26 protein-coding genes, 1 tRNA gene and 1 pseudogene are annotated in these 25,987 nt (G+C 72.8%); 10 read left to right on the forward strand and 18 right to left on the reverse strand.

The window, feature by feature from the left end:
- Positions 1-43: 43 nt before the first annotated feature.
- The gene (locus IT780_RS11775) at positions 44-421 is read left to right on the forward strand and encodes a hypothetical protein (protein WP_199511543.1); all 378 of its coding nucleotides are present in this window, start codon (positions 44-46) and stop codon (positions 419-421) included.
- Between the two features lie 234 nt (positions 422-655).
- Here IT780_RS11775 and IT780_RS11780 read toward each other — a convergent pair.
- Together IT780_RS11780 and IT780_RS11785 are read right to left on the reverse strand one after the other, a co-directional pair.
- A tRNA-Met gene (locus IT780_RS11780) sits at positions 656-729 on the reverse strand.
- Positions 730-895: 166 nt separating this feature from the next.
- Positions 896-1,984 (reverse strand): lamin tail domain-containing protein, encoded by a 1,089-nt coding sequence (locus tag IT780_RS11785; protein WP_233412706.1) that lies wholly within the window; start codon positions 1,982-1,984, stop codon positions 896-898.
- A 204-nt stretch (positions 1,985-2,188) separates the two neighbouring features.
- Between IT780_RS11785 and IT780_RS11790 the strand changes: the two genes are divergently transcribed.
- Positions 2,189-2,983 carry a pentapeptide repeat-containing protein gene (locus IT780_RS11790; RefSeq protein ID WP_199511544.1) on the forward strand — a complete coding sequence of 265 codons (795 nt, stop codon included), beginning with the start codon at positions 2,189-2,191 and terminating at the stop codon, positions 2,981-2,983.
- Here the strand turns inward: IT780_RS11790 and IT780_RS11795 are convergent.
- On the reverse strand, positions 2,956-3,588 hold the full coding sequence (locus tag IT780_RS11795) for a hypothetical protein (RefSeq protein WP_199511545.1): 633 nt from the start codon (positions 3,586-3,588) through the stop codon (positions 2,956-2,958). The two genes, IT780_RS11790 and IT780_RS11795, sit on opposite strands and share 28 nt — an antisense overlap.
- 156 nt (positions 3,589-3,744) lie before the next feature.
- Here IT780_RS11795 and IT780_RS11800 point away from each other — a divergent pair.
- A pseudogene (locus IT780_RS11800) lies at positions 3,745-4,725 on the forward strand (TerC family protein); the annotation flags it as partial.
- A 373-nt stretch (positions 4,726-5,098) separates the two neighbouring features.
- Here IT780_RS11800 and IT780_RS11805 read toward each other — a convergent pair.
- On the reverse strand, positions 5,099-6,211 hold the full coding sequence (locus IT780_RS11805) for a translation initiation factor 2 (RefSeq protein WP_199511547.1): 1,113 nt from the start codon (positions 6,209-6,211) through the stop codon (positions 5,099-5,101).
- Positions 6,212-6,339: 128 nt separating this feature from the next.
- Complete coding sequence (locus tag IT780_RS11810) at positions 6,340-7,191, reverse strand: spermidine synthase (RefSeq protein WP_199511548.1); 852 nt, start codon at positions 7,189-7,191, stop codon at positions 6,340-6,342.
- A gap of 84 nt (positions 7,192-7,275) precedes the next feature.
- Here IT780_RS11810 and IT780_RS11815 point away from each other — a divergent pair, with 84 nt between their 5' ends.
- Both IT780_RS11815 and IT780_RS11820 read left to right on the forward strand, forming a co-directional pair.
- The gene (locus tag IT780_RS11815; protein WP_307831153.1) at positions 7,276-8,718 is read left to right on the forward strand and encodes a DUF1800 domain-containing protein; all 1,443 of its coding nucleotides are present in this window, start codon (positions 7,276-7,278) and stop codon (positions 8,716-8,718) included.
- On the forward strand, positions 8,715-9,971 hold the full coding sequence (locus tag IT780_RS11820) for a DUF1501 domain-containing protein (RefSeq protein WP_307831154.1): 1,257 nt from the start codon (positions 8,715-8,717) through the stop codon (positions 9,969-9,971). Before IT780_RS11815 ends, IT780_RS11820 begins: the two co-directional genes overlap by 4 nt.
- Here IT780_RS11820 and IT780_RS11825 read toward each other — a convergent pair.
- On the reverse strand, positions 9,968-10,882 hold the full coding sequence (locus IT780_RS11825; RefSeq protein ID WP_199511550.1) for an anti-sigma factor RsbA family regulatory protein: 915 nt from the start codon (positions 10,880-10,882) through the stop codon (positions 9,968-9,970). The two genes, IT780_RS11820 and IT780_RS11825, sit on opposite strands and share 4 nt — an antisense overlap.
- A 180-nt stretch (positions 10,883-11,062) precedes the next feature.
- On the opposite strand from IT780_RS11825, the gene IT780_RS11830 reads away from it, so the two are divergent.
- On the forward strand, positions 11,063-11,443 hold the full coding sequence (locus tag IT780_RS11830) for a hypothetical protein (RefSeq protein ID WP_307831155.1): 381 nt from the start codon (positions 11,063-11,065) through the stop codon (positions 11,441-11,443).
- Positions 11,444-11,473: 30 nt separating this feature from the next.
- On the opposite strand, the gene IT780_RS11835 is transcribed toward IT780_RS11830, so the two are convergent.
- Genes IT780_RS11835 through malQ form a run of 3 tightly spaced genes read right to left on the reverse strand, consistent with a single transcriptional unit; the run spans position 11,474 to position 13,836 of the window.
- Entirely contained in the window at positions 11,474-11,656 is a 183-nt protein-coding gene (locus IT780_RS11835; protein ID WP_199511551.1) for an antitoxin, read from the reverse strand.
- 60 nt (positions 11,657-11,716) lie between these two features.
- A complete protein-coding gene (locus IT780_RS11840) occupies positions 11,717-11,896 on the reverse strand; it encodes an antitoxin (RefSeq protein WP_199511552.1) in 180 nt (59 codons plus the stop codon).
- Positions 11,893-13,836 (reverse strand): 4-alpha-glucanotransferase, encoded by a 1,944-nt coding sequence (gene malQ, locus IT780_RS11845; RefSeq protein ID WP_199511553.1) that lies wholly within the window; start codon positions 13,834-13,836, stop codon positions 11,893-11,895. The genes IT780_RS11840 and malQ overlap by 4 nt, the downstream gene beginning before the upstream one ends.
- 103 nt (positions 13,837-13,939) lie before the next feature.
- Between malQ and IT780_RS11850 the strand changes: the two genes are divergently transcribed.
- Together IT780_RS11850 and IT780_RS43060 are read left to right on the forward strand one after the other, a co-directional pair.
- Positions 13,940-14,194, forward strand: coding sequence for a hypothetical protein (locus tag IT780_RS11850; protein WP_199511554.1), 255 nt, complete (start codon positions 13,940-13,942; stop codon positions 14,192-14,194).
- Positions 14,195-14,217: 23 nt separating this feature from the next.
- A complete protein-coding gene (locus IT780_RS43060; RefSeq protein ID WP_307831156.1) occupies positions 14,218-15,456 on the forward strand; it encodes a chitosanase in 1,239 nt (412 codons plus the stop codon).
- Between the two features lie 55 nt (positions 15,457-15,511).
- Here IT780_RS43060 and IT780_RS11860 read toward each other — a convergent pair whose 3' ends face one another.
- From IT780_RS11860 to IT780_RS11870, 3 genes are all read right to left on the reverse strand, one after another.
- The gene (locus IT780_RS11860; protein ID WP_199511555.1) at positions 15,512-16,756 is read right to left on the reverse strand and encodes a glycoside hydrolase family 16 protein; all 1,245 of its coding nucleotides are present in this window, start codon (positions 16,754-16,756) and stop codon (positions 15,512-15,514) included.
- Between the two features lie 125 nt (positions 16,757-16,881).
- A complete protein-coding gene (locus tag IT780_RS11865; RefSeq protein WP_199511556.1) occupies positions 16,882-17,916 on the reverse strand; it encodes a carbohydrate-binding protein in 1,035 nt (344 codons plus the stop codon).
- 115 nt (positions 17,917-18,031) lie between these two features.
- Entirely contained in the window at positions 18,032-18,448 is a 417-nt protein-coding gene (locus IT780_RS11870) for an ATP-binding protein (protein ID WP_199511557.1), read from the reverse strand.
- Between the two features lie 25 nt (positions 18,449-18,473).
- Here IT780_RS11870 and macS point away from each other — a divergent pair, with 25 nt between their 5' ends.
- On the forward strand, positions 18,474-19,604 hold the full coding sequence (macS, locus tag IT780_RS11875; RefSeq protein WP_199511558.1) for a MacS family sensor histidine kinase: 1,131 nt from the start codon (positions 18,474-18,476) through the stop codon (positions 19,602-19,604).
- A gap of 20 nt (positions 19,605-19,624) precedes the next feature.
- A complete protein-coding gene (locus IT780_RS11880) occupies positions 19,625-20,254 on the forward strand; it encodes a response regulator (protein WP_199511921.1) in 630 nt (209 codons plus the stop codon).
- Positions 20,255-20,295: 41 nt separating this feature from the next.
- Here IT780_RS11880 and IT780_RS11885 read toward each other — a convergent pair whose 3' ends face one another.
- The 6 genes from IT780_RS11885 to aroA all read right to left on the reverse strand — a co-directional run bounded on the left by IT780_RS11885 (position 20,296) and on the right by aroA (position 25,938).
- Positions 20,296-20,853: a DUF5709 domain-containing protein gene (locus IT780_RS11885; RefSeq protein WP_199511559.1), complete on the reverse strand. Its 558-nt coding sequence runs from the start codon at positions 20,851-20,853 to the stop codon at positions 20,296-20,298.
- Between the two features lie 10 nt (positions 20,854-20,863).
- On the reverse strand, positions 20,864-21,637 hold the full coding sequence (locus IT780_RS11890; protein ID WP_233412708.1) for an ATP-binding protein: 774 nt from the start codon (positions 21,635-21,637) through the stop codon (positions 20,864-20,866).
- 140 nt (positions 21,638-21,777) lie between these two features.
- A complete protein-coding gene (locus IT780_RS11895; protein WP_199511922.1) occupies positions 21,778-22,644 on the reverse strand; it encodes a hypothetical protein in 867 nt (288 codons plus the stop codon).
- 82 nt (positions 22,645-22,726) lie between these two features.
- The gene (hisN, locus tag IT780_RS11900) at positions 22,727-23,530 is read right to left on the reverse strand and encodes a histidinol-phosphatase (protein ID WP_199511561.1); all 804 of its coding nucleotides are present in this window, start codon (positions 23,528-23,530) and stop codon (positions 22,727-22,729) included.
- A gap of 60 nt (positions 23,531-23,590) precedes the next feature.
- Positions 23,591-24,643, reverse strand: a complete 1,053-nt coding sequence (gene rsgA / locus IT780_RS11905) for a ribosome small subunit-dependent GTPase A (RefSeq protein WP_372443690.1) — start codon at positions 24,641-24,643, stop codon at positions 23,591-23,593.
- Positions 24,644-24,645: 2 nt separating this feature from the next.
- Positions 24,646-25,938, reverse strand: coding sequence for a 3-phosphoshikimate 1-carboxyvinyltransferase (gene aroA, locus IT780_RS11910; RefSeq protein ID WP_199511562.1), 1,293 nt, complete (start codon positions 25,936-25,938; stop codon positions 24,646-24,648).
- Positions 25,939-25,987: the final 49 nt, after the last annotated feature.

Below are 25,987 nucleotides of genomic sequence, written 5' to 3' on the forward strand. Positions count from 1 at the left end.
CCGCCACCCGTCGCTGCACGCCCGAGAGAGAGGTCGTGTCTTCGTGGTGCAGGTAACGATCATCATGCTCGCCCTGGTGGGCCTGGCGGTGCTGACCGCCCTCGGCGTGCTGCCGACGCGCACCCGACGGTCGCCGCACGACACGCCACCTGCGGCGACGCGGCCCGACGGGCCGGATGGCGTTCTGGCCCCGACGCGACCGGCGCCTCGTCCGCACCTGCCTGCGGTGGCGGCCGCGGCAGGTGCGGGTCCCATCCCGGTTGTCACCCGGTCACCGGCACGACCGGAGTCACCCGAACGGGTGAACGCGGTCGAGGAGCCGAGGAGCCGGGTGAGCCCGGCCGCCCGCCGAGCCGCCGCGAACAGCGGGGCCAAGAGGTTCGACGCGGCCCGCGGAATGAGCGCCGCCCGCCTGCGGTGAGCGGCCGCGCCGGCCGAGGGGTGCGCGGCCGCGTCGGCCAAGGGGTGCGCGGCCGCGCCGGCCAAGGGATGAGCGGCCGCGCCGGCCGAAGGTTAAGCGGGCGGCCGGCCCAGCGACAGGCGATCGGCTGGCAAGGTGCGGAAGGGCGACCGCGCAGGAGGAGAGACAGCGGCACTCGGAGCGGGAAAGACGGAAGGCCGGTTCTCGAGTCGAGAACCGGCCTTCCGCACTTTGTAGCGGGGACAGGATTTGAACCTGCGACCTCTGGGTTATGAGCCCAGCGAGCTACCGAGCTGCTCCACCCCGCGTCGGCTCGGCAACGTTAGCACGGCCGCCCGGAGAGCCCGCCCGGCAGGGTGAGGCAGAAGCAGCGCGGCGCCCGCAGAACCCTGCCGGGGAAGCAGGGGCAGGCGGGGAAAGGACAACGCGGCTCCCGGCCGGGGGCGGGCCGGGAGCCGCGTCGGGCTTGTCGGGTCAGCAGTACGTGATGCCGCTGCCGCTGCCCCACTTGCAGGAGTCGATCGACTTGCCGGAGGCCGTACGCAGGTACGCCGTGTCGCCGCCGTTGTTCCAGATGTAGCCGGTGCGGTTCCAGTAGCGGTGCTTCGTGTCGGGCTTGCCGTTCGTGCCCTTGCCGGTGTGGACGTACATGTACTTGCCGGCGCCCAGGCGGTAGTCGCTGCCGAAGGTGTACGTGTGACCCGCCGCGTCGCGTACCGTCCAGCCCTTGAGGTTGATGGTCGCCGAGGTCTTGTTGGTCAGGCGTACCCATTCGTTGTTGAGGCTGGTGTTGCTGCCGGTGTCCGTACCCGGGGAGTTGTACTGGATCTTCGAGAACTGGACGGCGCCCGCCTTGACGGTCGGGGTGGACGGGGTGGTCGGCGCGGGGGTCGACGGGGTTTCGCCGCCGCCGCTGCCCGTGCCGCTGCCCACGTTGATCGCGACGCTCTCGGTCTGGCCCTTGAGCAGGTTGTTCTCGGTGTCGGCGTCGATCACGGCGCGGTAGTACTTGGTGCCGCTGCCCTGACCGGTGAGTGTGGCGCCGTAGATGGCGGCCGGGTCGGAGGTGTAGCCGCTCGCCACGTCGGTCCACACGCCGTTCGCGCCGCGCTGGATGTGCACGCGCAGGTGCGGCTGCGCGGGGTCGGCCGAGACGTTGACGTTGACGGTGCCGTTCTCGGCGGTCAGCGTCATCGACGGCACGATGCCCATCGCGACCGAGATGCGGCGGGACTCGACGCCGTTGACCTTCACGTAGAAGCGGAAGCCGGAGTCGAGGAGCCGGTTGATCGACCAGGTGCCGGAGCCACTCGCCTTGGTGGTGACGTAGCCGCCGGTCGCGTAGTCGGGCGACGGGTAGAAGTCGTTGAAGATGTACGCCGACTCGTACAGTTCGACGGTCGCGCCGGCGGTGGCCGTACCGGTGAGGGTGATCGTCCCGTATCCCTGGCGGCTCGCCGGGGCCGAGATCGTCGGTGTGTCGGCGGCCGCCGCGGGGGCGGCGAGGCCGACGGCGGCGGCGAGGCCGAGGGCGACGAACAGGGCCGTCTTGCGTGCACGCATCAGCAGGGTCTCCTTGAGCGTTCGGGGGCGGTCACCGAAGCCTAGATAGAATGACTGTGCGTAGTCACCCGTACGGACGGTCCTGGTTATTGGCTGGTAGGACGATCGGGGCGGCGACTCGCAGTTACTTTCGGTCACCGCAGGCGGTCGCGGCAGGTAAGGGGTGAATCGGATATCGTGGGGCGGGTCAGGGGAGAGAGTGGGATGACGGAGCTGGTGCTGCGCGCCGACTGCAGCCGGTGTGTGGGGCTGTGCTGTGTCGCGCCCGCATTCGCCAAATCGTCGGATTTCGCCATCGACAAACCGGCCGGGCGGCCCTGCCCCAACCTCGGCGACGACTTCCGCTGCGGCATCCACGACCGGCTGCCGGAGAAGGGCTTCCCCGGCTGCGTCGTCTTCGACTGCTTCGGCGCCGGCCAGCACCTCACCCAGGTGACGTTCGCCGGCCGGGACTGGCGTACGCCCGGCGTCGCCGGCCCGATGTTCGCGGCCCTGCCGGTCATGCGCCAGCTGCACGAGCTGCTCTGGTACGTGACCCAGGCGCTGGACCTGCCCGCGGCCCGCCGGGTGCATCCACGGCTGCGGGCGGCGCTCGACGAGACCGTCCAGCTCACCAGGGGTACGCCCGAGGAGCTGATGGCGCTCGACGTGGATGCCCACCGGGCCAGGGTGAACCCGTTGCTGCAGAAGGCGAGCGAGCTCGTACGCGCCCAGGCGGGTGGCCGGCGTCCCGATCACCGGGGCGCCAACCTGATCGGCCGCCGGATGCGCGGCGCCGCGTTGCGGGGAGCCAGCCTGCGGGGCGCGCTGCTGATCGGGGCGGACCTGCGCGACGCCGACCTGCGCCTGGCCGACTTCACCGGCGCCGACCTGCGCGGCGCGGACCTGCGCGGAGCCGATCTGACCGGGGCGCTGTTCCTCACGGAGTCGCAGCTCACGGCCGCGGTGACCGACGGGACCACCCGGTTGCCTCAGCCGGCGGTGTCCTCGAGGCGGTAGTAGCGGTCGGTGTCGGGCCACAGCGGTGCCGGCGTGCGCGGCGCGGCGGCCAGTCGCCGGCGACGCGCGAGCCACCACCACGCCGCGCCCGCGCCGGTGAGCACGAGGACCGCCGCGGAGGCGATGAGTGCCCAGATCCACCAAGCCGGCCCGCTCGCGGCCGGGGTGAGGCCCTGAGCGGGCGCCGACTCCGGGACGGTGGCAGTGACGGTGGGCAGCGGCCCGGTCTGCACGCCCACGCCCTCGGCGTCCGCCGGGAGCTGCAGGATCCACCCGGGCAGGATCGACTCCGGCTTGGTGAGCCGCAGTCCGTCGGGCTGCAGCCGGCCCCGGTTGAGCGCGAAGATCTCCTCGTTGCGGTCGCCGGAGCCGAGGAAGCGCTGGGCGATCTCGAAGAGGAACTCCGGCTCGCCGTTGAACTGGTTGCGCACCACGTAGTACTTCACGGCCGCGGCGTCGGCTGAAGGAGCCGGGGTGGCTGCGAGAGCCGGGGCCGCAGCGCGCGCCGGGGTGGCGGCGAGCGCCGGGGTGGCGGCGAGCGCCGGTGGGGCCGCGACGGTGGTCAGGGCGGCGAGCAGGAGAGCGACGAGCACGCGGCGAAGCATCGACCGTCCTTGATGGGAGTGGCTGCTGAGGCGAGCGTACGGCCGCCCCGGCCGCCCCGGCCCGCTTTCTTCCCGGACGCACCAGCGAAACGCGCCCGTGCGCACCAACCCCTAGGATGAATTTGTCGATCGGCCGAGAGCTGGAGTGTGCCAGTCATGCAGGTGCCCGGGCTCGTCTGGACGCTCACGGTGGCCGGGATCATCGGCCTGGTCCTGTTCGACTTCTACTTCCATGTCCGGCGCGCGCACATCCCGTCGCTGCGCGAGGCCGCGATCTGGTCCTCGGTGTACGTCGGTCTCGCCGTCGTCTTCGGGCTCGGCGTGCTGGTGTTCGGCGGCCGCGACATGGGCGCCGAGTACTTCGCCGGCTGGGTGACGGAGAAGGCGCTGTCGGTCGACAACCTCTTCGTCTTCCTCATCCTGCTGGGCAGCTTCAAGGTGCCGCGCGCCGACCAGCAGAAGGTGCTGCTGTTCGGCATCGTCGTGTCGCTGATCGCCCGGACCGGCTTCATCTTCCTCGGCGCGGCCCTGATCAACTCGTTCGCCTGGGTCTTCTACCTGTTCGGGCTCGTGCTGCTGATCACCGCCGGCAACCTGCTGCGGTCCGACCAGGGCGACGAGCGCTCCGCGGACAACATCATCATCCGGGTGGCGCGCCGGTTCCTGCGGACGTCCGACGAGTACGACGGCGACAAGCTTTTCACCGTACGCGACGGGCACCGCGTCATGACCCCGATGCTGCTGGTCATGGTGGCCCTGGGCGGCACCGACATCCTGTTCGCGCTCGACTCGATCCCGGCGATCTTCGGCCTTACCCAGAGCGTCTACCTGGTCTTCACCGCGACCGCGTTCTCACTGCTCGGCCTGCGCCAGCTCTACTTCCTGCTGGACGGGTTGCTGGACCGGCTCATCTACCTGTCGTACGGGCTGGCGGCGATCCTCGCGTTCATCGGCGTGAAGCTCGTCCTGCACGCGCTGCACGAGAACAACGTGCCGTTCATCAACAGCGGGGATTCCGTCGAGGTGGTGGAGATCAGCACGGTGGCGTCGCTGGGCGTCATCATCGGCGTCCTGACCATCACCGTCATCGTGTCGCTGCTGAGCCCCAAGGGCCGGGCGCAGACGTACGTGGCCGCGGCGCGCCGGCACGCCCTGGAGTACCTGGACATCGAGACGGACCCGGCGTACTGCGACGAGATCTTCCACAAGCTCGTCGTGGAGGAGGAGCGGATCAAGGGGCTGCCGCCCAAGTACCGGGCCCGGATCCGTCAGGAGCAGGAGCTGATGGAGCTGCTCCAGCGCACGCACCGGCTGCACGAGCAGCGGCTCGCGGCCGGCGTCTGCTTCGTCCCGGCCCCCGAGCCGGCGGTCCAGGCGTAGCTCGGCCCGGCACGGCCGAGCCGCCGCAGCCGATCCCAGCCGGCCGTCGCCCGCAGCCGGCCGTCGCCCGCCGGCCGCCGCGCGCAGCCGGCCGCCGCGCGCAGCCGGCCGCCGCGCGCAGCTGGACGGGTCAGCGGCGGTGGCCGTGGGGGGTCGTGCCGGGCTCGCGCTCGGGGCGGCGGACCGTCGCCTTGCCCTTGGCGGAGTTGGCCGCGAAGCGGGCCGATGCGCGACGGACGCGTTCCGCGCGGGCCGACAGGTCGCGGGTGGGCTGGTCGGAGCGGTCCACCACCTCGGCGCCGGACACCAGGTTGGCCACGCGGGCGGCCAGCTCGGCGGCGCGGGTCGCCAGATCGGGGTGGGCCTGGTGGACGGCCTCCTCCGCCGCGGCGGCCTGCAGGGCGCGGGCCTCGTCCGCGGCCAGGCCAGGGCGGTGACCCGGCAGGCGCGCCGGTCCGGCCGTCCCGACCGCGTGCCGGGCGGGCGCGGGCGCCGGCTCGGGAAGGTGGTCGAGCGGCGGGACCTCGGCCGGGGCGAGGCCGTCGGACAGCTGCGGGTCCAGGTAGAGGGCCGCTTCCGGGGCGGGCTCGGCGGGCGTCGCCGCGTGCGGCACCGGCAGCGCGCCGAGCAGCGAGATCGTCTGGCCGTCGCCGCCGTGGAGGCTGGTGAACTCCGGCCCGATCAGCAGGCGCGACAGCATCCGTGCCTGCGGCGTGGTCAGGCCGAGCTTCTCCGCGTTGTCGACCCGGAAGCGGGCGATCCCGTGCCGGATGACGTTCGCCAGGCGGTCGGCCTCGCGCACCTCGGTCACGTCGCCGCCGGCGAACACCAGGGCCGGGAAGGAGCCGTCCGCGCCGCCGCACACGAGCTGGACCTGGGTGGCCACGGCGGGGCGGCCGGGGGTGCGGGAGCCGGGCTGCACGCGCAGATGCTGCGGGTAGAGCCAGCGCAGCTCGCCCGAGGTGATCTCGAGGTCGTCGGGGGAGTCGGAGGTGGTGTGGGCGTACAGGATGCGGTGGTCGGTGACGAGGACCTCGGTCGACTCCGGCAGCGTCCAGCGCGGGAGCGAGGCGGCGCGGTCGAAGGCGTATTCCGCCACGGCGCAGCGGCCGCGCCACAGCTCGCGCTCGCCACCGTGCAGCGGCCCGAAGATGTCAGGGGCCGGCGGAGAGGTTGCGGGCCGGGCGGCGGACGAGGGCTGAATATATGCGGGCTGGTGGGCCGGGAAGGTCGGGTCCAGCATGCCCTCGATTAGATCGGGGAGCGCCCGGCCCTACAAGTCGTGGAACTGTCGGATTGCCGCATGGAGCAACGACGGTCCGCACGTGCTGAATCGATTGAACCTTCGGCGGACGTGAGCCGTACTCGGATCTAGGGTCGCGCGCTGAACAGGCCCTCGGGCGGCGCCGGGGACGCCACCGCGTCGGCGTCCGTGGCCGGCCGGCGGCCGCCGGTGAATCGATCCAGGTCGGTCTCCACCCGGCCGGGGAACCAGTCGCCCGCCGCCCGCCGGCTCAGCTCCGCGACCGGGGGCGGGGTCCGCCCGGCGAGCACGACGAGGTTGCCGAAGCGGCGCCCGCGCAGCACCGCGGCGTCCGCGACGAGGCAGGCCTGCGGCAGCGCGGACCGGATCGTGGCGACCTGGGTACGCGCGTACGCCAGCGGCGGCCCGTCGGCGACGTTGGCGATCAGCCACCCGGTGGGCGCCAGCACCCGCGCCACCTCCCGGGCGAACTCGGCCGACGCGAGGTGGGCCGGGGTGCGCGCGCCCGCGAACACGTCGACGATGACGACGTCGTACCCGGCGTCGCGCATGCCCGTCACCGCCTCGCGCGCGTCGCCGACGCGTACCCGGATCTTCGCTCGGGGGTCCCAGGGCAGCGCGCCGCGCACCAGCTCGACCAGCGGGCCGTCGATCTCCACCACCCGCTGCGGCGACCCGGGCCGGGTCGCCGCGATGTAGCGGGGCAGCGTCAGCGCACCGCCGCCCAGATGGAGGACGCGCAGCGGCGCGCCCGGCGCCGCCAGCAGGTCGATCGCCGCGGCCATCCGGCGGATGTACTCGAACTCGAGGTGCGTGGGGTCGCCGAGGTCGACGTGCGACTGCGGGGCGCCGTCGAGCAGCAGCGTCCATCCGTCCGGTCGATCCGGGTCGGGCGCGAGCTCGGCGACCCCCGAGCCGACCGTCTCGACCCGCCGTTCACCCCGCCTGCGCTGCGCCACGGCTGCACAGTATGCCGGTTGCGGTTGGGGAGCACGGCGGCCGGAATGCGACGGACCCGGCGCGGGCGGCCGACGACGGTGGATGTGACGGCTACGGACTTCCTGCCCGCTGACCCGTTGCTGCACCTGCTGCGCCGCGCCACGTACGGACCGACCCCGGCCTCGACCGCCGAGATCCGCCGCCTCGGGGCCACCGCCTGGCTGGAGCGGCAGCTCAAACCCGCCTCGATCGCCGACCCGGCCGCCGACGACCTGGTCAGGCGTCTGCCGCTGAGCGGGCTCAGCGTCGATGGCGCCCGCGCGAAGGTGCGCGAGGGCGTGTACAAGATGTACGGCTGGGAGCCGATGTTCGAGCTCGGGTACGCCACGGTGGCCCGCGCGGTCTGGAGCGAGCGGCAGCTCCTCGAGGTCATGGTCGCGTTCTGGTCGAACCACCTCAACGTGGCGAACCCCTCCGGCGACGTGTGGGACAGCCGCCCCGACTACGACCGGACGGTGATCCGGCCGTACGCGCTGGGCCGCTTCGCCGACATGCTGAAGGCGAGCGCCCGGCACCCGGCGATGCTGACGTACCTGGACAACCGGTTCTCCACCCGCGCCGCGCCGAACGAGAACTACGGCCGTGAGCTGCTGGAACTGCACACCGCCGGGCTGGGCTACACCGAGGCGGACGTCAAGGGCGCCGCCCGGCTGTTCACCGGCATGACCGTCAGCTGGGACACCGGCCGCTACCGGTACGACGCCGGCCAGCACGCCACCGGCGCGGTGAAGGTGCTGGGCTTCCGCCACGCCAACGCGACCGCGTCCGGGGGCCAGGCCGCGGCGATGGCGCTGCTGGATCACCTGGCGTCGCACCCGGCCACGGCGAAGCGGATCGCCACGAAGCTGTGCGTACGGTTCGTCGCCGACGAGCCCCCGGCCACACTGGTGACCAAGCTCGCCAAGGTCTACCTCGACAACCGCACCGCGATCGCCCCGGTGCTCCGCGCGCTGTTCGCCTCGCCGGAGTTCGCCACGTCGGTGGGTGCGAAGACCCGGACGCCGTACGAGGACATCGTCGCCACGGTCCGGACCCTCGGGTACGCGCCGGAGAAGTCGGGCACGCAGGGGCTGCGGGCGCTGTACTGGATGACCGAGGCGGCCGGGCAGGCGCCGATGGCGTGGGCCCCGCCGAACGGCTACCCGGACGTGGCGAGCGCCTGGGCGTCGCCGTCCGGCCAGGTCAAGCGCTGGAACGCGCACCTGAGCATCGCCGCGGGCTGGTGGCCGACCACGCTGCAGCGGCCGGCGTCGCCGCTGGCGGAGTACGCGGGCGGCCGCCTGCCGGCCACGTACGGCGCCCTGGTCGACGCCGTCGCGACCCGCCTGCTCGGGCGCACCCTCTCCGCCGCGCACACCGCCGCCCTGACCGCGTTCTACGGCAAGAAACCTGCCAGCCCGCTGAAGGCCGGCGACGCCGCGGCGGGGTGGGCGTTCCCGTACCTGCCCGCGCTGCTGCTCGACTCTCCCTACTTCGCCCTGAGGTGACCGTGAAGACAACCGAGAAATGCGGCTGCCCGGTCAGCCGGCGCAAGCTCCTGGCGGCGGGCGCGGCCGGGCTCTTCGCGGGCCTCGCCGGCGAGCAGCTCAGCACCCAGCTGGCGTTCGCGTCGCCCGGGTACGGCGGGGACGTGTTCGTGCTGCTCTCGCTGCGGGGCGGCTTCGACGGGCTGTCCGCGGTCGTGCCGGCCGGGGACGCCGGGTACTACGCCGCGCGGCCCGGGATCGCCGTACCGAAGCGGCAGTTGATCGGCGGTGACGCGTACTTCGGGCTGAACCCCGCGCTGGCGCCGCTGCTGCCGTACTGGAAGGCCGGGACGCTGGGCGCGGTGCAGGCGGTCGGGCAGCCGGCGCCGAACCGGTCGCACTTCTCCGCCATGGAGGAACTGGAACGGGCCGCGCCGGGCACCTCGATCCGTACCGGCTGGCTGGACCGCATGATGGGCGGGCTGGGCGCGACGGGCGCGTTCGACGCCGTGTCGGTGGGCAGCGCGATGCCGGCCCGGGTGCTCGCGGGCCCGGCCCCGGACCTGGGACTCAGCGCGGTCGACGAGTTCGTGCTCTCCGGGGAGGACAAGAACCGCCCGATGGCGGCCACCATCGCGGCGCTGTACGCCGGGGCCCCGCCGGCCCTCGCGGCCACCACGGCGATGACCACGTCCGCGCTGGCCACCACGGCGCGGCTGAAGGCCACCGGCTACACCCCGGCCGACGGTGCCGCGTACCCGGACACCGACCTGGGCAGGGCGCTCAAGGACGTGGCCCGGCTGATCAAGGCGGACGTCGGCCTGATGAGCGCGTGCGTGGACTCCGGCGACTGGGACATGCACGAGAACCTCGGCACCGCCGCGCCCGGGAAGCGCATGTACGACCACCTCGCGGCGCTCGCGTCGGCCCTCGCCGCATTCGCCCGGGACCTCGGCCCCGGCGGGCTGGGCCGGGTCACGCTGGTGACGATCAGCGAGTTCGGCCGCCGGGTCGGGCAGAACGGATCCGGCGGGCTTGACCACGGGTACGGCAACGCGATGCTGATGCTCGGCGGCGGCGTCCGCGGCGGCAAGGTGCACGGGAAGTGGCCGGGCCTGGCCGCGGACCGGCTCGTCGACGGCGACCTGGCCGTCACGACCGACTACCGGGCGGTGATCGGCGAGATCCTGCGCGCCCGCTGCGGCGTCTCCGACGTGGCGGCTGTCTTCCCCGGAGTGCACCCGTCCACGCTGGGGGTCGTCAAGGCACGCTAGGTGCGTCGCACGGCGAAGCGGGCGTACGTGAAGCCGCCGTCGCGGTGGATCGACAGCGAGTCGCACAGCTGCTGGACCAGCCACAACCCCATGCCGCCCACCGTGCTCGGGTCGGGCAGCAGGTAGCCGGCCAGCGGCTGGGGCGTGCCGGGGCCGTCGTCGATGATCTCGCCGACCACGGCGTCGTCCAGCACCCAGATGCGCAGCTCGCGGCGCTCGCCGCCATGCCGGATGCCGTTCGTGGCGAGCTCGCTGACCGCGAGGGCCAGCAGCTCCGCGCGATCGGGCGGAAGCCACCCCTCCGCCGACGCGCGCTGCCGCATGGCCACGCGCAGCTCCGCCACGGTCTGCGCGATGGGCACGGTCAGCAGCGGATTGCCGGTGACCGGCCAGAGCGGCTCGGGCGTGACGGTGAGGAACTGCTCGGGAGCTTCGTATCCGGCGCTGTCGCGCCAGTCGCCGTCGTGCAGCCGGGGGTGGGTGCGTCCGGCGGCGGCCAGGACGGTCGTCGGCAGGCGGGAGCGATCGTACGGGCACAGCAGATGGCCGTGGAGCTCGGCGAGGCTGCGGTTGAGCGCCGCCTCGAAACGCACCCACGAGTCGGCGCCGTCGGCGTACGGGATCTCCCCGATCAGCCGGGTGTACGGCCGTCCGTCGTCGGCCGCGGACCGCAGGATCCGCGCCCAGCCGGCGATCGTGCGCACCGGGCGCACGTACCACTCGTCGGCCGGCAGGAAGCGGACCACCTTGGCGTCGCCGGCCAGGGTGTCGCGCAGGAGCTCGAGCCGGCTCGGGGGCGCGGCCACCGCCACCGCCTCGCCGCGCTCCAGCCCGTCCCGGACGAACCCGGACAAAGTGGAGGCGTACGCGGAATCGCCGTCATAGAGGAACGCGGAGTGGGTGAAAACCACCTGGTCACCTCCGAGTACCGCTGATCGACCACGGTAACACCGTCCCGATCCCGGCCGGGCAGGCGATGGCGGCCGGGGCACCGCTGCGGGTGAAAGCCGGTGCCTGGAAACGTGAAACGCCCGTGCCGTTCCGCCGGGGCGGTCCACACTGGGCGCGATCGACGAATGCGGAGGTGAGTGGTGTCGGGTACGGGCAGCGCACTGGCGGAGATCATCGGTGGTGGGCCGGGGCGGGCGTCCGAGCCACCGGCCACCGACATGACGGCAGTCCTGGCGGCCGTCCAGCACCGGTCCGGGCCGCCGCTGAAGATCCGGCGGCAGGAGTCCGACGAGGGGCCGGCGTACTGGCGCTGGGACTGCGGCAACTGCGGTGAGTACGGCGGCGGCCGGCACCACTCCGACGCCGTGAGCCGGGCGATGCGCCACTGCGCGGAGCACCCGGAGCACCGCTCGTCGCTGCTCCCGCCGGCCCGCTGCCGCGAACGGGACCACCGGCTGGCCGTGCACCCGATGCTGTTCGCCCTGGACGACGACCCGGGGCCCCCGCCGCTCGCCGTCTGACGGGCGAGCCGGCGGGGCCGGGTCATGGGGTCACTGCTGCTGGGTGTCGCCCTCGCCGGTACGCGCCTGCGCCTGGTCGACGCCCTTGTCGATCTGGTCCGAGTACTTGTTGCCGGTGCGCTGGTCGACCTGGTCACCGGCCTTGTCGAGGCCCTGGTCCACCTGCTCGTCGTGCTTGTCGGCGAAGTCCTTGGCCTTGTCCATGAAGCTCATGGCGTCGTCCTCTCCTCGGTGTACGCCTCACGAACTTCCCGGTCAGGGGCCTCGGAAACCTCACTGGCGGGTGTCGCCGTCGCCCGTACGCTTCTGCGCCTCGTCCACGCCCCGGTCGATCTGGCTCGTGTACTTGTGGCCCGTGCGCTTGTCGACCTCGTCGCCGAGCTTCTCCAGCACCTGGTCGACCTGCTTGTCGTGCTTGTCGGCGAACTCCTTCGCCTTGTCCAGGAAACTCATCGGGCCCTCCTCGCGCTCAGCACCCCGGCGATCCGCGCGACCCGCGGATCCTCCCCGATATTCTCCAACGCGGTGCGCAGCGGCATCCTCCAGTTCGGGTACTCATCCGTCGTGCCGGGCAGGTTGGGCTGGTCCAGCTCGCCCAGCACGTCGTAGAGCGAGGCCGTGACGAAGCGCGACGGCGTACGGGCCAGGAACTCGTGCATCGCGACCACGATGTCCTCGGGCGTGCTCTCCGTCGTGATCAGCCCCTCCTCGGTGAGGCGGACGAGCAGCTGCTCGCGGTCCCTGTCGGCGTTCTTGCGTTCGTCCTCGACGGGGCCGGCGAGCTGGCCGAGCTCGGCGCGTACCTTCACCTGCTCGCCGGCGAGGAAGCCCGCGGCGGTCGGCAGGTCGTGGGTGGAGATCGTGGCGAGCGCGTTGCGCTTGTACCGCGACGCCGGCAGGTAGCCCTCGTCCGGATCGTTCTCGTAGTCGCGGGTGAACCACAGCACCGCCGAGCCGAGCATGTTCATGTCCTCGAGCGTCTCGGTGACCACCGGGAGCACGGTGCCGAGGTCCTCGCCGACCACCACGGCGCCGGCCCGCTCGGCCTCCAGCGCGAGGATGCCCAGCATGGCGTCGGGGTCGTAGTGCACGTACGTGCCCTCCGCGGGACCCATGCCCGGCGGCACCCACCAGAGCCGCCACAGGCCGGCAACGTGGTCGACGCGCAGGCCGCCCGCATGCCGGAAGATGCGCCGGAGCATGTCGCGGTACGCCGCGTAGCCGGTGGCGATGAGCTGGTCGGGCCGCCACGCCGCGAGCCCCCAGTCCTGCCCGAGCTGGTTGAACGCGTCCGGCGGGGCACCCGCGTGCACGCCGGCGGCCAGCACGTCCTGCAGCAGCCACCCGTCCGCGCCGCTGGGGTCGATGCCGACGGCGAGGTCATGCACGATCCCGACCGGCATGCCGTGCGCCCGGGCGGCCTCGTTCGCCGCGTCGAGCTGGGCGTTGAGCAGGTCCTGCAGCCAGACGTGGAACGCGACCCGTTCGCCCTTGCGGGCCTCGCGTACCTCCGGGGTGTCCGGCCGGCGCAGCTCCTCCGGCCAGTCGTGCCAGTTGGCGCCGTGCTCCTCGGCCAGCGCGCAGAAGGTCGCGAAGTCGGTCAGGCCCGGGTCGGCGTCCACGTCGATCTCGCCGGCCAGCGGCCAGAGCAGCTCCAGGGCCGTTCGTTTCGCCTCCCACACCGCGGTGTAGTCGATGAGGCCGTCCGCGGTCGGACCGGGCCGCAGCGCGTCGACCCGCGCCCGCAGCTCGGCGTCGGCCCGCCGGTACGCGTCGGTGTCGGCCACCCGCAGGTACAGCGGGTTGGCGAAGCGCCGGCTCGACGGCGAGTACGGCGACGTCTGCACGGGTGTGGTGGGCGTGATGGCGTGCAGCGGGTTCAGCAGGATCAGGTCGGCGCCGTGGCTGTGCTCGACGAACGTCCGCAGGTCGCCGAGGTCGCCCATGCCCCAGGAGGCGGCGGAGTGCAGCGCGTACAGCTGGATCATCCAGCCCCACGCCTCGGGCGGCTCGGGCAGGCGCTGCGGCACGACGACCAGCGTGACCTCCTGGTCGGCGACGGTGAGCCGGTGCCAGCCCAGCGGCAGGTCCGCGGTGATCTCCGTGACCTCCAGCGCGGTGCCGTCCTCCTGGACGATGCTGCCGGGCCCGGGCAGCGGCCTCGACTCGCCCTGCCGCACCACGATCGTGCCGGGCAGCCGCTGCTGCTCCTCCGCGGCCCGGATGGCGGCGAGCTCGCGCTCGATCGAGGCCGGGGACGACGCGTCCACGCCCAGCAGGCCGAGCACCCCGATCACCGACTCCGATGAGACGTCCTTGCGCTCGCGGTGCCAGTCCTCGTACCAGGTCGCGACCCCGTGCGCCTCGGCCAGCGCGGTCAGCTCAGCGTCCAACTTCGCCCCCTATCTGAAGTTCCTGCTGCATACCCTGCCCTGTCCCGGCTATGCGGGGGTACCCGCCCGGCCGGTCTTGCCGAGATCGGCCAGACTGGGTGCCATGTCTTCTGCAGCGAAGTGGTGGGCCCGGTTGAGCGCGGCCGTGACCGGAGTGGCATTGACCCTCGTAGTGCCCGTGCACGCCTGGGCGGCGAGCAAGGGCGTCGACGGCGTCGTCGTGGAGGCGGCGAAGTACCGCCGCCGGCGCAGCGGTTTCGGCTTCTTCCCGATCGTCGGCGGGCTGTGCTGCCTGCTCGTGGTCGGCGGCATCATCCTGGCGGTCGTCCTGATTTCCCGGAACCGCAAACGCCGCTGAGGGGCCGCCCCTACCGTCGAGGGGTGAGGTTGCGGGCAAGCGTCGTCGCGCTGGGCGTGGGGATCGCCGCGGTCTGCACCGTGCCGCTCGTCGTGTCGATGACCGCGGACGCGGCACCGGACGTGTTGCTCTCCCGGACGCACCCGGTGCTCGCGTCCAGCGCCAAGGACGCCGCCCGGACGGGAGCGATGGCCGTCGACGGCGACGTCACGACCCGCTGGACGAGCTCCACCGCGGCCGGCACCCAGTGGCTGCGCCTCGACCTGGGCCGTACGCAGGCGGTCACCCGCGTACGGCTCACCTGGGACAAGGCGTACGCGCGGGCGTACCGGCTGCAGCTGTCCGCGGACGGCGCCACCTGGACCGACATCTACCGCACCCGGACCGGCAACGGCGGTGCCGACGACCTCAAGAACCTGCGCGGTTCGGGACGCTACCTGCGCCTGCTGGCGACGCAGCGCGCGTGGGCCTCGGGATACTCCTTGTTCGAGATGCAGGCGTACGGCCCCGGCCCGGCCGGCCGGATCACGCCCACCACAGCACCCGCCACCGTGCCGCCCGCGGCCACCGGGCTGGCCGACCCCGCGAAGAAGGAGCTGGCCTTCCAGCTGGTCTCCAGCGCGGAGAACTCGACGCTGAACTGGCGCGGGCAGTTCGGCTACCTCGAGGACATCCGGGACGGGCGCGGCTACACCGGCGGCATCATCGGCTTCTGCTCCGGGACCTCGGACATGCTGGCCGTGGTCGCCGAGTACACCCGGCGCTCCCCGCAGAACAAGCTCGCGAGGTATCTGCCCGCCCTGCGGGCCGTCGACGGTTCGGACTCGCACGCGGGTCTCGACCCGGGCTTCCCCGCCGCGTGGAAGGCCGCCGCCGCCGACCCGGTCTTCCGCAGGACGCAGGAGGACGCGCGGGACAGCATGTACTTCGACCCGGCGGTCACCCTGGCCACCGCCGACGGGGTGCGGGCGCTCGGTCAGTTCGCGTACTACGACGCGGCGGTCATGCACGGCATGTCGGGGCTGCGCAGCATCCGCTCGGCCGCCCTGCGCGTCGCGAAGACCCCGAAGCAGGGCGGCGACGAGACGGTCTGGCTGGAAGCATTCCTCGACGCCCGGGTCGCGGAGATGCGCACGGAGGAAGCGCACAGCGACGTCAGCCGGGTCGAGACGGCCCAGCGGGTGTTCCTGCGTACCGGCAACCTCGACCTCGACGCGCCGCTGACCTGGCACGTGTACGGCGACCGCTTCGCCGTGGCGTGAACGGCGGCGGCCGGCGCCCTCTCGGGTCACCGGCCGCCGGGGTGGCTTGACGACGTCAGGCCTTCGTCCACTTCTGGTTGCTTCCGCCGGTGCAGTCCCAGAGGATGAGCGCGGCGCCGTTGGCGCTGTTCCAGTCCTTGATGTCGACGCACTTGTTGGCGGAGACGTTGACCAGGTCACCGGCGCCGGAGAGGGTGAACCGCTGCACCGGGTTGCCGTTGCACGTCACCAGCTGGATCGGCGTGCCGCTGCTGAGCGCGCCGCCGGCCGGGTCCATGCACTTGCCCATCGCCTGCAGGGTGCCGTCGCCGGCGAACGACCACTTCTGCGCGTTGCTGTTGTTGCAGTCGTACATCTGCAGCCGGGAGCCGTCAGCCGGGTTGGCGCCCGGGATGTCGATGCAGCGGCCGCTGAAGTTCGACTTGAGCGCGGTGCCGCCGGTGGCCGGCGGGGGCGTGCTGCCGCCGTCGTTGTTCCAGGCCGACACGCGGACGTAGTCGACGAGCATGGTCTGCGGGAACTGGGTCGTGCCGTCCGGGTAGCCCGGCCAGTAGCCGCCGACCGCCACGTTCAGGATCATGAAGAAGTTGTGGTCGAACACCCACTGGTCACCGCCCAGGTTGGACGGCGTGACCCGGAAGTACTCCGAGCCGTCGAGGTACCAGACGATGAGGTTGGGCGACCAGTCGACCCGGTAGTTGTGGAAGCCGTCGGCCAGCGGGGAGCCGAGCGTACGGTTGCCGCCGATGCCCTCCGCCCCCGAGTAACCGGGGCCGTGCACGGTGCCGTACACGGTGTTCGGGGCCTTGCCGACGTTCTCCATGATGTCGATCTCGCCGGTGTTGGGCCAGCTGTTGCCGCCCAGCATCCAGAACGCCGGCCAGATGCCCTGACCGCGCGGGATCTTGATGCTGGCCTCGAAGCGGCCGTACGTCTGGGAGAACTTGTCCGCCGTGAGGATGCGGCCGGACGTGTACTGGCAGGTGCCGTAGTGGCACTGGTAGCCGGCCGGATTCTCCTTGCGCGCGGTGATCGCGAGGTGGCCCTGCCCGTCCATCGAGACGTTGCTCGTGGAGTTGGTGTAGTACTGCCGCTCGTCGTTGCCCCAGCCGCTGCCGCCGATGTCGAACTTCCACTTGGCGGGGTCGATCGAGGAGCCGGCGGAGCCGTTGAACTCGTCGGACCAGGTGATGCCGCCGATCGCGGCGTCGGCTGTGTCGTTACGGGAGGCGGCGAAGAGGCCGCCCGAGACGGTGACCGCGACTACCGCCGCGGCCAGGAGAACTCGTGCTGCGCGCATGGGGATGTGCCTCCGGGGGAAGAGGTTTGTAACACTCTTAGCAGTCTTTACAAATCGACTGCCGCCAGTCAAGGGAGATCAGTTCCGGAACTCCCCGATAACCGTTTTCCCGCGGAGGTTTTCCCTCAGAGCTTCTTGAAGAGGCTGGGCAGCGCGGTCGGCTCCCAGCCGGGCAGCGAGGTGTGCGCCTCGAGGACCTCGTAGTCGGCACCCTTGAAGGTCACGATCTGGCCGGCGGTGTAGTCGGTGAACGGCTTCCACGCCTGCTTGGCCGGCTTCGACGCGGGCGGCGTCGTGGGCGGGGCGGTCGTGGTGGGCGCGACGGTCGGCTCGGTCGTCGGCGGAGTGGTCGGCTCGGCCGTCGGCTCCGTCGTCGGCGGGGTGGTCGCCGGCGCGGTCGGTTCCTCGGTGGGCGCCGAGGTGGTCGGGGCCGCCGCGGCCACGCTCACCGCGTCGACGACCATGCGGGCCGGAAGCTCCGCACGGCGGGCGTCGGTGACCACGAGGCTCAGGGCGAGGCTGAACGGCCGGTCGGTCCCGCCGCGAACCTGCATCTGCCGGACCACGCCGCCGTCGACGGAGAACGTGACGGAGTCGGGCGTCCAGGCGAGCGCGTACGTGTGGAAGCCGTCGCCGACCGGCTCGGTGAGCAGGTCGATGGCGCCGCCGCCCGCGGTGATCACCTCGAACGCCGGCTTGATCCCCTCGTCCGCGGGCGTCTGGATCCGGGCCGAGATCTCGCCCGACTCGCGGCGGAACGTCTGCCGGGACACCAGCCGGGCCGAGGTGAGCCCGCTGCGGCGGCCCTCGCGGGCGGTCAGCAGCAGGTTGCCCTCGCCGTCCAGGCGCGCGTTGCGGGTGCTCTGGCTGAACTGCAGGCCGTCGTCGGAGCGGCTCGTGTCCAGCACCCACTTCTGCGGGTCGACGGTGCTGCCGGCCGCCCCGTCGAAGTCGTCGGTGAAGCTGTCCAGCGAGGTGTCGCCCGGCCAGCCGTGACGCTGCTCGGTGCTGCCCGCGCGGTCGCGCTCCGACGCGTCCGCGCTGTCGTTGCGCGTCGGCAGCCAGATCGCGGTGGCCAGGCCGGCGGTCGCGACGGCGAGCGTGACGACGAGTCGGGGACGCAGCCAGGCGGGCTGCTGCTGCGCGCTGTGTCGCGGCACGGGGGAACCTCCGGGGGAGCGGTGGCGGTGTTGCTGGTGCTTCAGCAGAGACCTAAGAAGATCCAGGGGCAAAGGTCAAGGGTGAATCCGGGCAATTAAAAAAAGATTCAGGTTTTCAGCCGGGGGTGCGGCTCGAGATGCGTACGGCCGTCCCTTCGGGTCCGCTTTTGATCGCGAATGTGTCGGTGAGCTCCCGGACGAGATAAAGGCCCCACCCGCCCGGCTCGTCGGGCGCGGGTTTCCCGTCGCGCAGCCGGCCCACTCCGGCACCGTGGTCGGCGACTTCGCACGTGATGGCGCGCGGTTCGCACCACAGGGTCAGGTGGCCGGTGCCGCCGCCGTGCCGCACGGCGTTGGTCAGCAACTCGTTCACGGCCACGACGAAATCGTCCAGCCCGTCGCCGGTGAGCCCGGCCGCGCCCGCCCGGGCCGCGACGGCATGCCGCAGCGCCGCGACCTGGCTGCGGTCGAACGTCTCGGAGATGAGCACTTCCGTACCGATGTCTTCAGACGGTAGGCGACCCCTGATCATTCCGCTCGGTGAGTAGGGTCGGCCCATGGCGGAATCGAGCGGGCTGCAGACGCCGCTCTGGCGGGCGATCGCGGTGTACCGGATCGCCGCCCTGGTGTACGTGACCATCCTCGTGGTGCAGAACGTCAGCGTGTACGAGCGCCCCGTGCTCGCCTGGCCGGTGCTCGCGCTGACCGCGGGCTGGACCGTGTTCACGACGTACGCGTACGCCGTACCGGCCCGGCGCCGGCCGCCGCTGTTCGTCGCGGACCTCGTCGTCACCATGGCGGTGATGGCGTCCAGCGCGTGGATCGTCGGCCCGGCCGCGCTCAAGGACGGCAAGCCCACCCTCGCCGTCGCCTGGCACGTCGCCCCGGTCATCGCCTGGGCCGTGGCCGGCGGCCGCCGCTGGGGCATCGCCGCGGCGCTCGCCATGGGCGCCACGGACCTGGTGGTGCGCAACCACTACGACCAGGCGGCGTACACGGGCACCGTGCTCATGCTGCTCGCCGCGCTCGCCGTCGGCTACATGGTGGGCATCGCCGAGGTGTCCCAGCGGCGCCTGGAACGCGCGATCCAGATGGAGGCCGCCACGCGGGAGCGGGAACGGCTCGCGCGCGACATCCACGACTCGGTGCTGCAGGTCCTCGCCCTCGTCAAGCGCCGGGGCGCCGGGCTCGACGGGGAGGCCGGGGATCTCGCGCGCCTCGCCGGTGAGCAGGAGGCGGCGTTGCGCACGCTCGTCACCGGGCGTACCGCGGCGCCCGTGGACGCCAACGCTGAGGTCGACCTGATGACGCTGCTGGAGCCGTACGCGTCATCGACGGTGTCGGTCGCGGCACCCGCGGGAGCGGTCCGTCTGCCCGGCCACGCCGCCACGGAGATCGCGGCCGCGGTCGCGGCCGCCCTCGACAACGTCACCCGGCACTGCGACCCCGGCACCAAGGTGTGGGTGCTCGTCGAGGACGAGCCCGGCTTCGTGACGGTCAGCGTGCGCGACGACGGCTGCGGCATCGCGCCCGAGCGCCTCACCGAGGCCGAGCAGCAGGGGCGGCTCGGGGTCGCCCAGTCGATCCGGGGCCGCGTCGCCGACCTCGACGGCACGGTGACGATCACCTCGACGCCCGGCCAGGGTACGGAGGTCGAGCTCCGCGTCCCGCGCCCCTCGATAGGGTGAGCGGCGTGGCAGTCAAGGTGATGGTGGTCGACGACCACCCGATGTGGCGCGACGGCGTGGCGCGGGACCTCGCCGCGGCCGGGTACGACGTCGTCGCGACGACCGGGGAGGGCCGCCAGGCCGTGCGGATCGCCGGCGCCGCCCGGCCCGACGTGGTCGTGCTCGACCTCCAGCTGCCGGACATCTCCGGGGTCGAGGTGATCACCGGGCTGCTCGCGGCGCTGCCGTCGGTCCGGGTGCTCATGCTCTCCGCCAGCGGGGAGCAGCAGAGCGTCCTCGACGCAGTCAAGGCCGGCGCGTCCGGATACCTGCTCAAGTCGGCCGGTCAGGCGGAGTTCCTCGAGGCGGTGGGGCGTACGGCCGCCGGCGACACCGTGTTCACGCCGGGGCTGGCCGGGCTGGTGCTGGGGGAGTTCCGGCGGCTGGCCGTCGAGCCCGCCGGGGACGACGGCATGACACCCAAGCTGACCGAGCGCGAGACCGAGGTGCTGCGGCTCGTGGCCAAGGGGCTGTCCTACCGGCAGATCGCCGAGCGGCTCGTGCTGAGCCACCGGACCGTGCAGAACCACGTACAGAACACGCTGGGCAAGCTGCAGCTGCACAACCGGGTGGAGCTCACCCGCTACGCGATCGAGCAGGGCCTGGACTGACGAGCGCCCCGGCGGCCGTCGCCGCCGGGGCACCCGGGCTCTCAGTGGTAGTTCGGGGCGTTGGTCTCGTGCATGGCCGCCTCTTCCGCCGAGGCGCCGCCGCCGGCCGCCCCCGCGTCGTACGCGACGCTGTCCGGCTCGTCGTCGGTGCCGAAGCCCTCGTCCGACTCGACCAGGCGTCCCACCGGCCGCGGGCTCGCGTCGTCGAGCTGGCCGTCGTCGTACATCGAGACGGGGGAGTTCGGGTCGGACGTCGGGCTCTGGCCCCACACGTCCGCGTCGAGCTGCCGCTGCTCGGGGTCGTCGACCGTCTCGTCGTACGGGTCGCGCCGCGGCGGGAGCGGGTCCTCGGCGCCGACGTCGGGCCGCTCCTGGCTGAGCCGGTAGTCGAGCGATTCGCCCTCGCGCTGCTCCTCGGCGGTGTTGCCGTAGCGGCTGGCGCCACCCGGTCCCACCCCCGCGAGCGCGGCGGGGTCGGGGCCGTCGGCCCAGCGGCCGCTCTCCACCTCGTCGTACGCGTTGGAATCGTCGTCCGCGGTCTCGGGCAGGCCGGACGCCTCCGGATCGGAGACCTCGGTCGGGAAGTCGTCGTCTCGCATACCGTGCAAGCTACCCGCGGGAGCGCCCGGCCATGCCTGTGCCGCGCAGATCGCCCGCCGGCTCCTCGTCGCCCGCGAGCGCGGCCCACACCACCTTGCCGTCGCTCACCGGCAGGCAGCCCCACCGGCTGGCCACCGAGTCGATGAGCAGCAGGCCCCGGCCGCCGTACGAGGTCACCGGCACGGGCTCGCCGGAGTAGCGGGGCACGTCGGGGGAGCGGTCACGCACCGCCACGGTCATCGTCCCGCCGTGCAGCCCGAGCAGGACGACCATGTCCGTGTTCGCGTGCGCCACCACGTTGTTGACCATCTCGGTGACGACGATGCACGCGGGACCGGCCAGGTCGCGCAGCTCCCAGCGCGCGCAGGCCTCGGTGATGAGCTCGCGGGAGCGCCGGGCGGCGCCGACGATGGGCTGGAGCGGTGTGCTCAGGAAGTGGTCGGGGGCGGGATCGCCGAGGGCGGTGAACGCCTCCTCGGGCGTGGACCACGTCGGCAGCCCCAGCCCGTGCCAGGCCCGGGCGTCCCCGGCGGCGCAGACCACGAGGGGTGCGCCCGGCCACTCGGCACCCGCCCGGGCGACGTCGCGCAGCACGGTGACCGCCTCGGGCTCGTCCAGGGAGAGTTCACGCACGTCGACGACCAGGGCTTCCGGCTGCCCGCCCAGGATGTCGAGCAGGGCCGACCGTACGGCGGGGGCGGAGCCCGTGTCGAGCACCCCGGTCAGGCGGACGACCGGGTAGGTCAGCCCGCCGTCGACCCGGTGTCGGACCTCGCTCGGCATGATCACTCCATTGTGCATAACGCGTAGGAAGCTCGCATTGTTGCAGGACTAGACTTTGGCGCGGTATGCACTATTTGATGCATAAGCGAAGCATGGTCATGGGGAGGTCTGTACCCCGCCGGCCGCCGCTCATGCACATCTCATCGAGCGGCCGGGCGCAGGGGTGCCCCCTCCGCCCGTCGCCCGCTCGCGGCCCTGGTCGTCGCGTGGTGGTGCTGCGGCTCGGCGTAGCGGGTCATCGCGATGACCGAACCGAGCGTGACCACGAAGCCGACCGCCGCGAGCCACTCACGCCCCGGATGGATCCGGTCGCCGAGCAGCAGCAGCCCCACGATCGCCGCGGGCACCGCCCCGGCGGCGTCCATCGCGGCGACCGCGGACGTGGTCGAGCCGCGCTGCATGGCCAGGCCCAGCTGGAGCTGACCGACCACCGAATGCGCGATCAGGAGGTAGAGCAGCGGGTTCGTCAGGAAGCCGGAGGCGGAGTGCTCGTTCGCCAGCGGGCGCGCGGCGATGGCCGCCGCCGAGAAGGCGATGCCGGCCAGCGAACCCAGCACGACCGAGCCGGTGGCGCCGTGCAGGCGCACCGCGAAGAAACCGAGCAGGCCGATCACCGCGAGCGCGACCGTCAGCCCGACCACGCCGGTCATGCCCAGCGGCCGTGACGGCGCCGGCTGCGCCGACACCACCAGCGCGGTGATGCCGACCAGCAGCAGCGTGAGCAGCGCCAGCTCGGCGACGGGCAGCGCCCACTTCAGCACGATGACGCCCAGCAGGGCGGTGACGCCGAGCCCCGCCGCTACGCTGGCCTGCACCAGGAACAACGGCAGATCCTTGCGGGCGAGGAACGCCAGCACGAAGCCCAGGACCTGACAGACGACCCCGAACAGATACGTACGGTGACAGGCCAGGCGCACCAGCAGCTGCGGATCGAAGGTGTGGTGCACGCTCGTCCGCGCCGCCGCCACCGACTGCAGCAGGTTCGCCACCCCGTACGCGCCGATCATGGCTGCCAGGTAGACCCAGCCCGCGGACATCACTCGGCGAGGATAGACCAGCCGCGGAGTACCCCGGAGGACGAACGGTGCGTCAGGCCCGCCCGCGCGCCAGCCGACCGAGGATCTCCTCGTGGAGGTGACCGTTGGTAGCGATGGCGCTGCCGTCGCCCGGCGCGCGCTGCCCCGCCAGGTCGGTGAAGGAGCCCCCCGCCTCGAGCACGATCGGGATCAGCGCCGCCACGTCCCAGAGCGAGAGGTTGGGGTAGACCATCGCGTCCACCGCGCCCTCGGCGAGCAGCATGTAGCCGTAGAAGTCGCCGTAGCCCCGGGACCGCCAGGTGTCACGCATCAGATCCAGCATCGGCTCGAGGTAGCCGGCCTTCTCCCAGTCGGGCAGGCTCGCGTACGCCAGGCTCGCGTCGGACAGCCGCCGGACCCCGGACACGGAGATCTTGGTGGCGGCCCGCTGGTGCTTGCCCGCGTACGCGCCGTGCCCCAGCGCACCCCACCAGCGGCGGCCCAGCGCGGGCGCGGACACCAGCCCGGCGACCGGCCGCTCGCCCTCCATGAGCGCGATCAGCGTGCCCCAGATCGGCACGCCGCGGATGAAGTTCTTCGTGCCGTCGATCGGGTCGATCACCCAGTGCCGGTTACCCTGCCCGGCCGGCGCGGTCGAACTGCCGAACTCCTCGCCGATCACGCCGTCGCGGGGCCGGGCCCGCGCCAGCGTCGAGCGGATCGCCTGCTCGACGGCGGTGTCGGCGTCGGAGACCGGGGTCAGGTCGGGCTTGGACTGCACGTGCAGGTCCAGCGCCCGGAACCGCGCCATGGAGATCGAGTCGGCGGTGTCGGCCAGCAGGTGGGCGAGCGCGAGGTCGTCGGCGTACGAAGCCATGCGGGCACGCTAGCCGATCGCTCGCAACGGGGTCGGGCGCACCGCCCGCCCCGCGCGGGGTCACTCGATGTGGTCGCGCGGGTCCAGGTCGCCGGCGCGGCTGCTCAGGAGCCGGCGGTACGAGGCCAGCCGGCGCTGATCCGCCTTGCCGGACGCCACCCACGCGTCCAGGGCGCAGTTCACGTCGGCGGCCGTGTGACCGCAGTTGGGCGGGCAGTCCACCGTGCCCTCGACCAGGTCGGGGAAGCCGTGCAGCAGGCTCTCCGCGCTCACATGGGCGAGCCCGAAGCTGCGGATGCCCGGCGTGTCGACGATCCAGCCCGGATCGCCCTTCCTGCGGACCCGGGGCAGCCGCAGCGCCACCGCGCTGGTCGAGGTGTGCCGCCCCTTGCCCACGGCGCTGACCACGCCGACCGCCCGCAGCGCGTCCGGCACGAGCCGGTTGACCAGCGTGGATTTGCCGACGCCGGAGTGCCCGACCAGCACCGAGATGCGCCCTGCGAGGTGCTCGCGCAGCTCGGCGAGGTCGCTCTCCGGCTGCACCAGCACGTACGGCAGGTCCAGCTCGGCGTAGTAGTCGAGCACCTGCTCGGGGCCGGCCAGGTCGGCCTTGGTGAGGCAGAGCAGCGGCTCGACGTCGGCGTCGTACGCGGCCACCAGGCACCGGTCGATGAAGCCCGTGCGCGGCGGCGGGTCGGCCAGCGCGCTGACGATCACGAGCTGGTCGGCGTTGGCCACGACGACCCGCTCGAGGCGCCCCTCCGGCGTGGTGTCGTCGTCGTCGGCCGTACGGCGCAGCACCGACGTGCGCTCGGAGATGCGCACGATGCGGGCGAGCGCGCCCGCGTCCCCGGAGACGTCGCCGACCAGCGCCACCCGGTCGCCCACGACGACGGACTTGCGGCCGAGCTCACGGGCGCGCATCGCGGTGATGATCTCGTCCTCGCTGTCCGCGTCCTCCCGGACACAGCCGTAGCGGCCGCGGTCAACGGTGATCACGAGCGCGTCGACGGCGTCCTCGTGCTTGGGGCGGGTGCGGGTACGCGGGCGCGACGACCGGCCCGGACGGATCCGGACGTCGTCCTCGTCGTACTCCCGTTTGCGCGGCGGCAGCTTCAGCTCCCTGTCACGAGGCCGGCCCAGAGCTCGGGGAACTCGGGCAGCGTCTTCGACGTACACGCTACGTCGGTCAGCTCCGTACCCCGGGAGGCCAGGCCGATCACCGCCGCGGCGTGGGCCATCCGATGGTCCGCATAGGTCTCGAAGGTGGCCGGCCGCAGCGGGCCGGGGGTGATGTCCAGCCCGTCGGGGTGCTCGACGATGCCGGCGCCGGCCTTGCCGAGCTCGTGGGCGAGCGCGGCGATGCGGTCGGTCTCGTGCCCCCGGATGTGCGCGACGCCGCGCAGCGACGACGGCGAGCCGGCCAGCGCGGCGAGCGCGGCGACGACCGGGGTGAGCTCGCTGACCTCGGACAGGTCGGCGTCGATGCCGCACAGCTCGCCGGTGCCCCGCACGGTCAGCCCTTCCTCGCCCTGGCTCACCTGCGCGCCCAGCGCGGTGAGCAGCTCGGTCAGGGTGCCGACCGGCTGCCAACTGTCGCGCGGCCACCCGGCGAGCGTGACGGCGCCGCCGGTGACCATGGCGGCCGCGAAGAACGGCGCGGCGCCGGACAGGTCCGGCTCGATCTCCCAGGTGTGCCCGCGCAGCGGGCCGGGCTCGACGGCCCACACGTCCGGCACGCTCTCGTCCACCACCGCTCCGGCGGCGCGCAGCATGTGAGTGGTCATCCGCAGGTGCGGCGCGGACGGCACGGGCGGGCCCTCGTGCCGCAGCACCAGCCCTTTGCCGAAGCGCGGCGCGGACAGCAGCAGACCCGAGACGAACTGGCTCGAGCCGGAGGCGTCGATGACTGCCTCGCCGCCCTCCACCATGCCGGTGCCGTGCACGACAAGGGGCAGCCCGCCGGAGGGCGAGGAGTCGACGACGACCCCGAGGGCGCGCAGCGCGTCGACGATCGGCCGCAGCGGGCGGTTGCGCGCGTGCGGGTCGCCGTCGAACGTCACCGTGCCGTCGGCCAGCGCCGCGACCGGGGGCGCGAACCGCATGATCGTGCCGGCCAGGCCGACGTCCACCGTGGCCGGCCCGCGCAACGGACCCGGCTCGACCGTCCACGTGTCGTCGGACGACGTGTCGATCGCGACCCCCAGCGCCCGCAGCCCGGCCGCCATCAGCGTGGTGTCGCGGGCGCGCAGCGGGAGGCGGATCTCGGACGGCCCGTCGGCGAGTGCGCTGAGCACCAGGGCGCGCGCGGTCATCGACTTCGACCCGGGCAGCCGCACGGTGGCGGTCACGGGACCCGAGGCGACCGGCGCTGTCCAGGGGCGGGCTTCTGCTGTCACGGCGCCCATTCTGCCGTCCGGGTACGACAACGCTCGAAGGGCGTGCCGCATCCGCCGC

Source organism: Nucisporomicrobium flavum (genome assembly GCF_016464385.1).
Classification (GTDB): domain Bacteria; phylum Actinomycetota; class Actinomycetes; order Mycobacteriales; family Micromonosporaceae; genus Actinoplanes; species Actinoplanes flavus_A.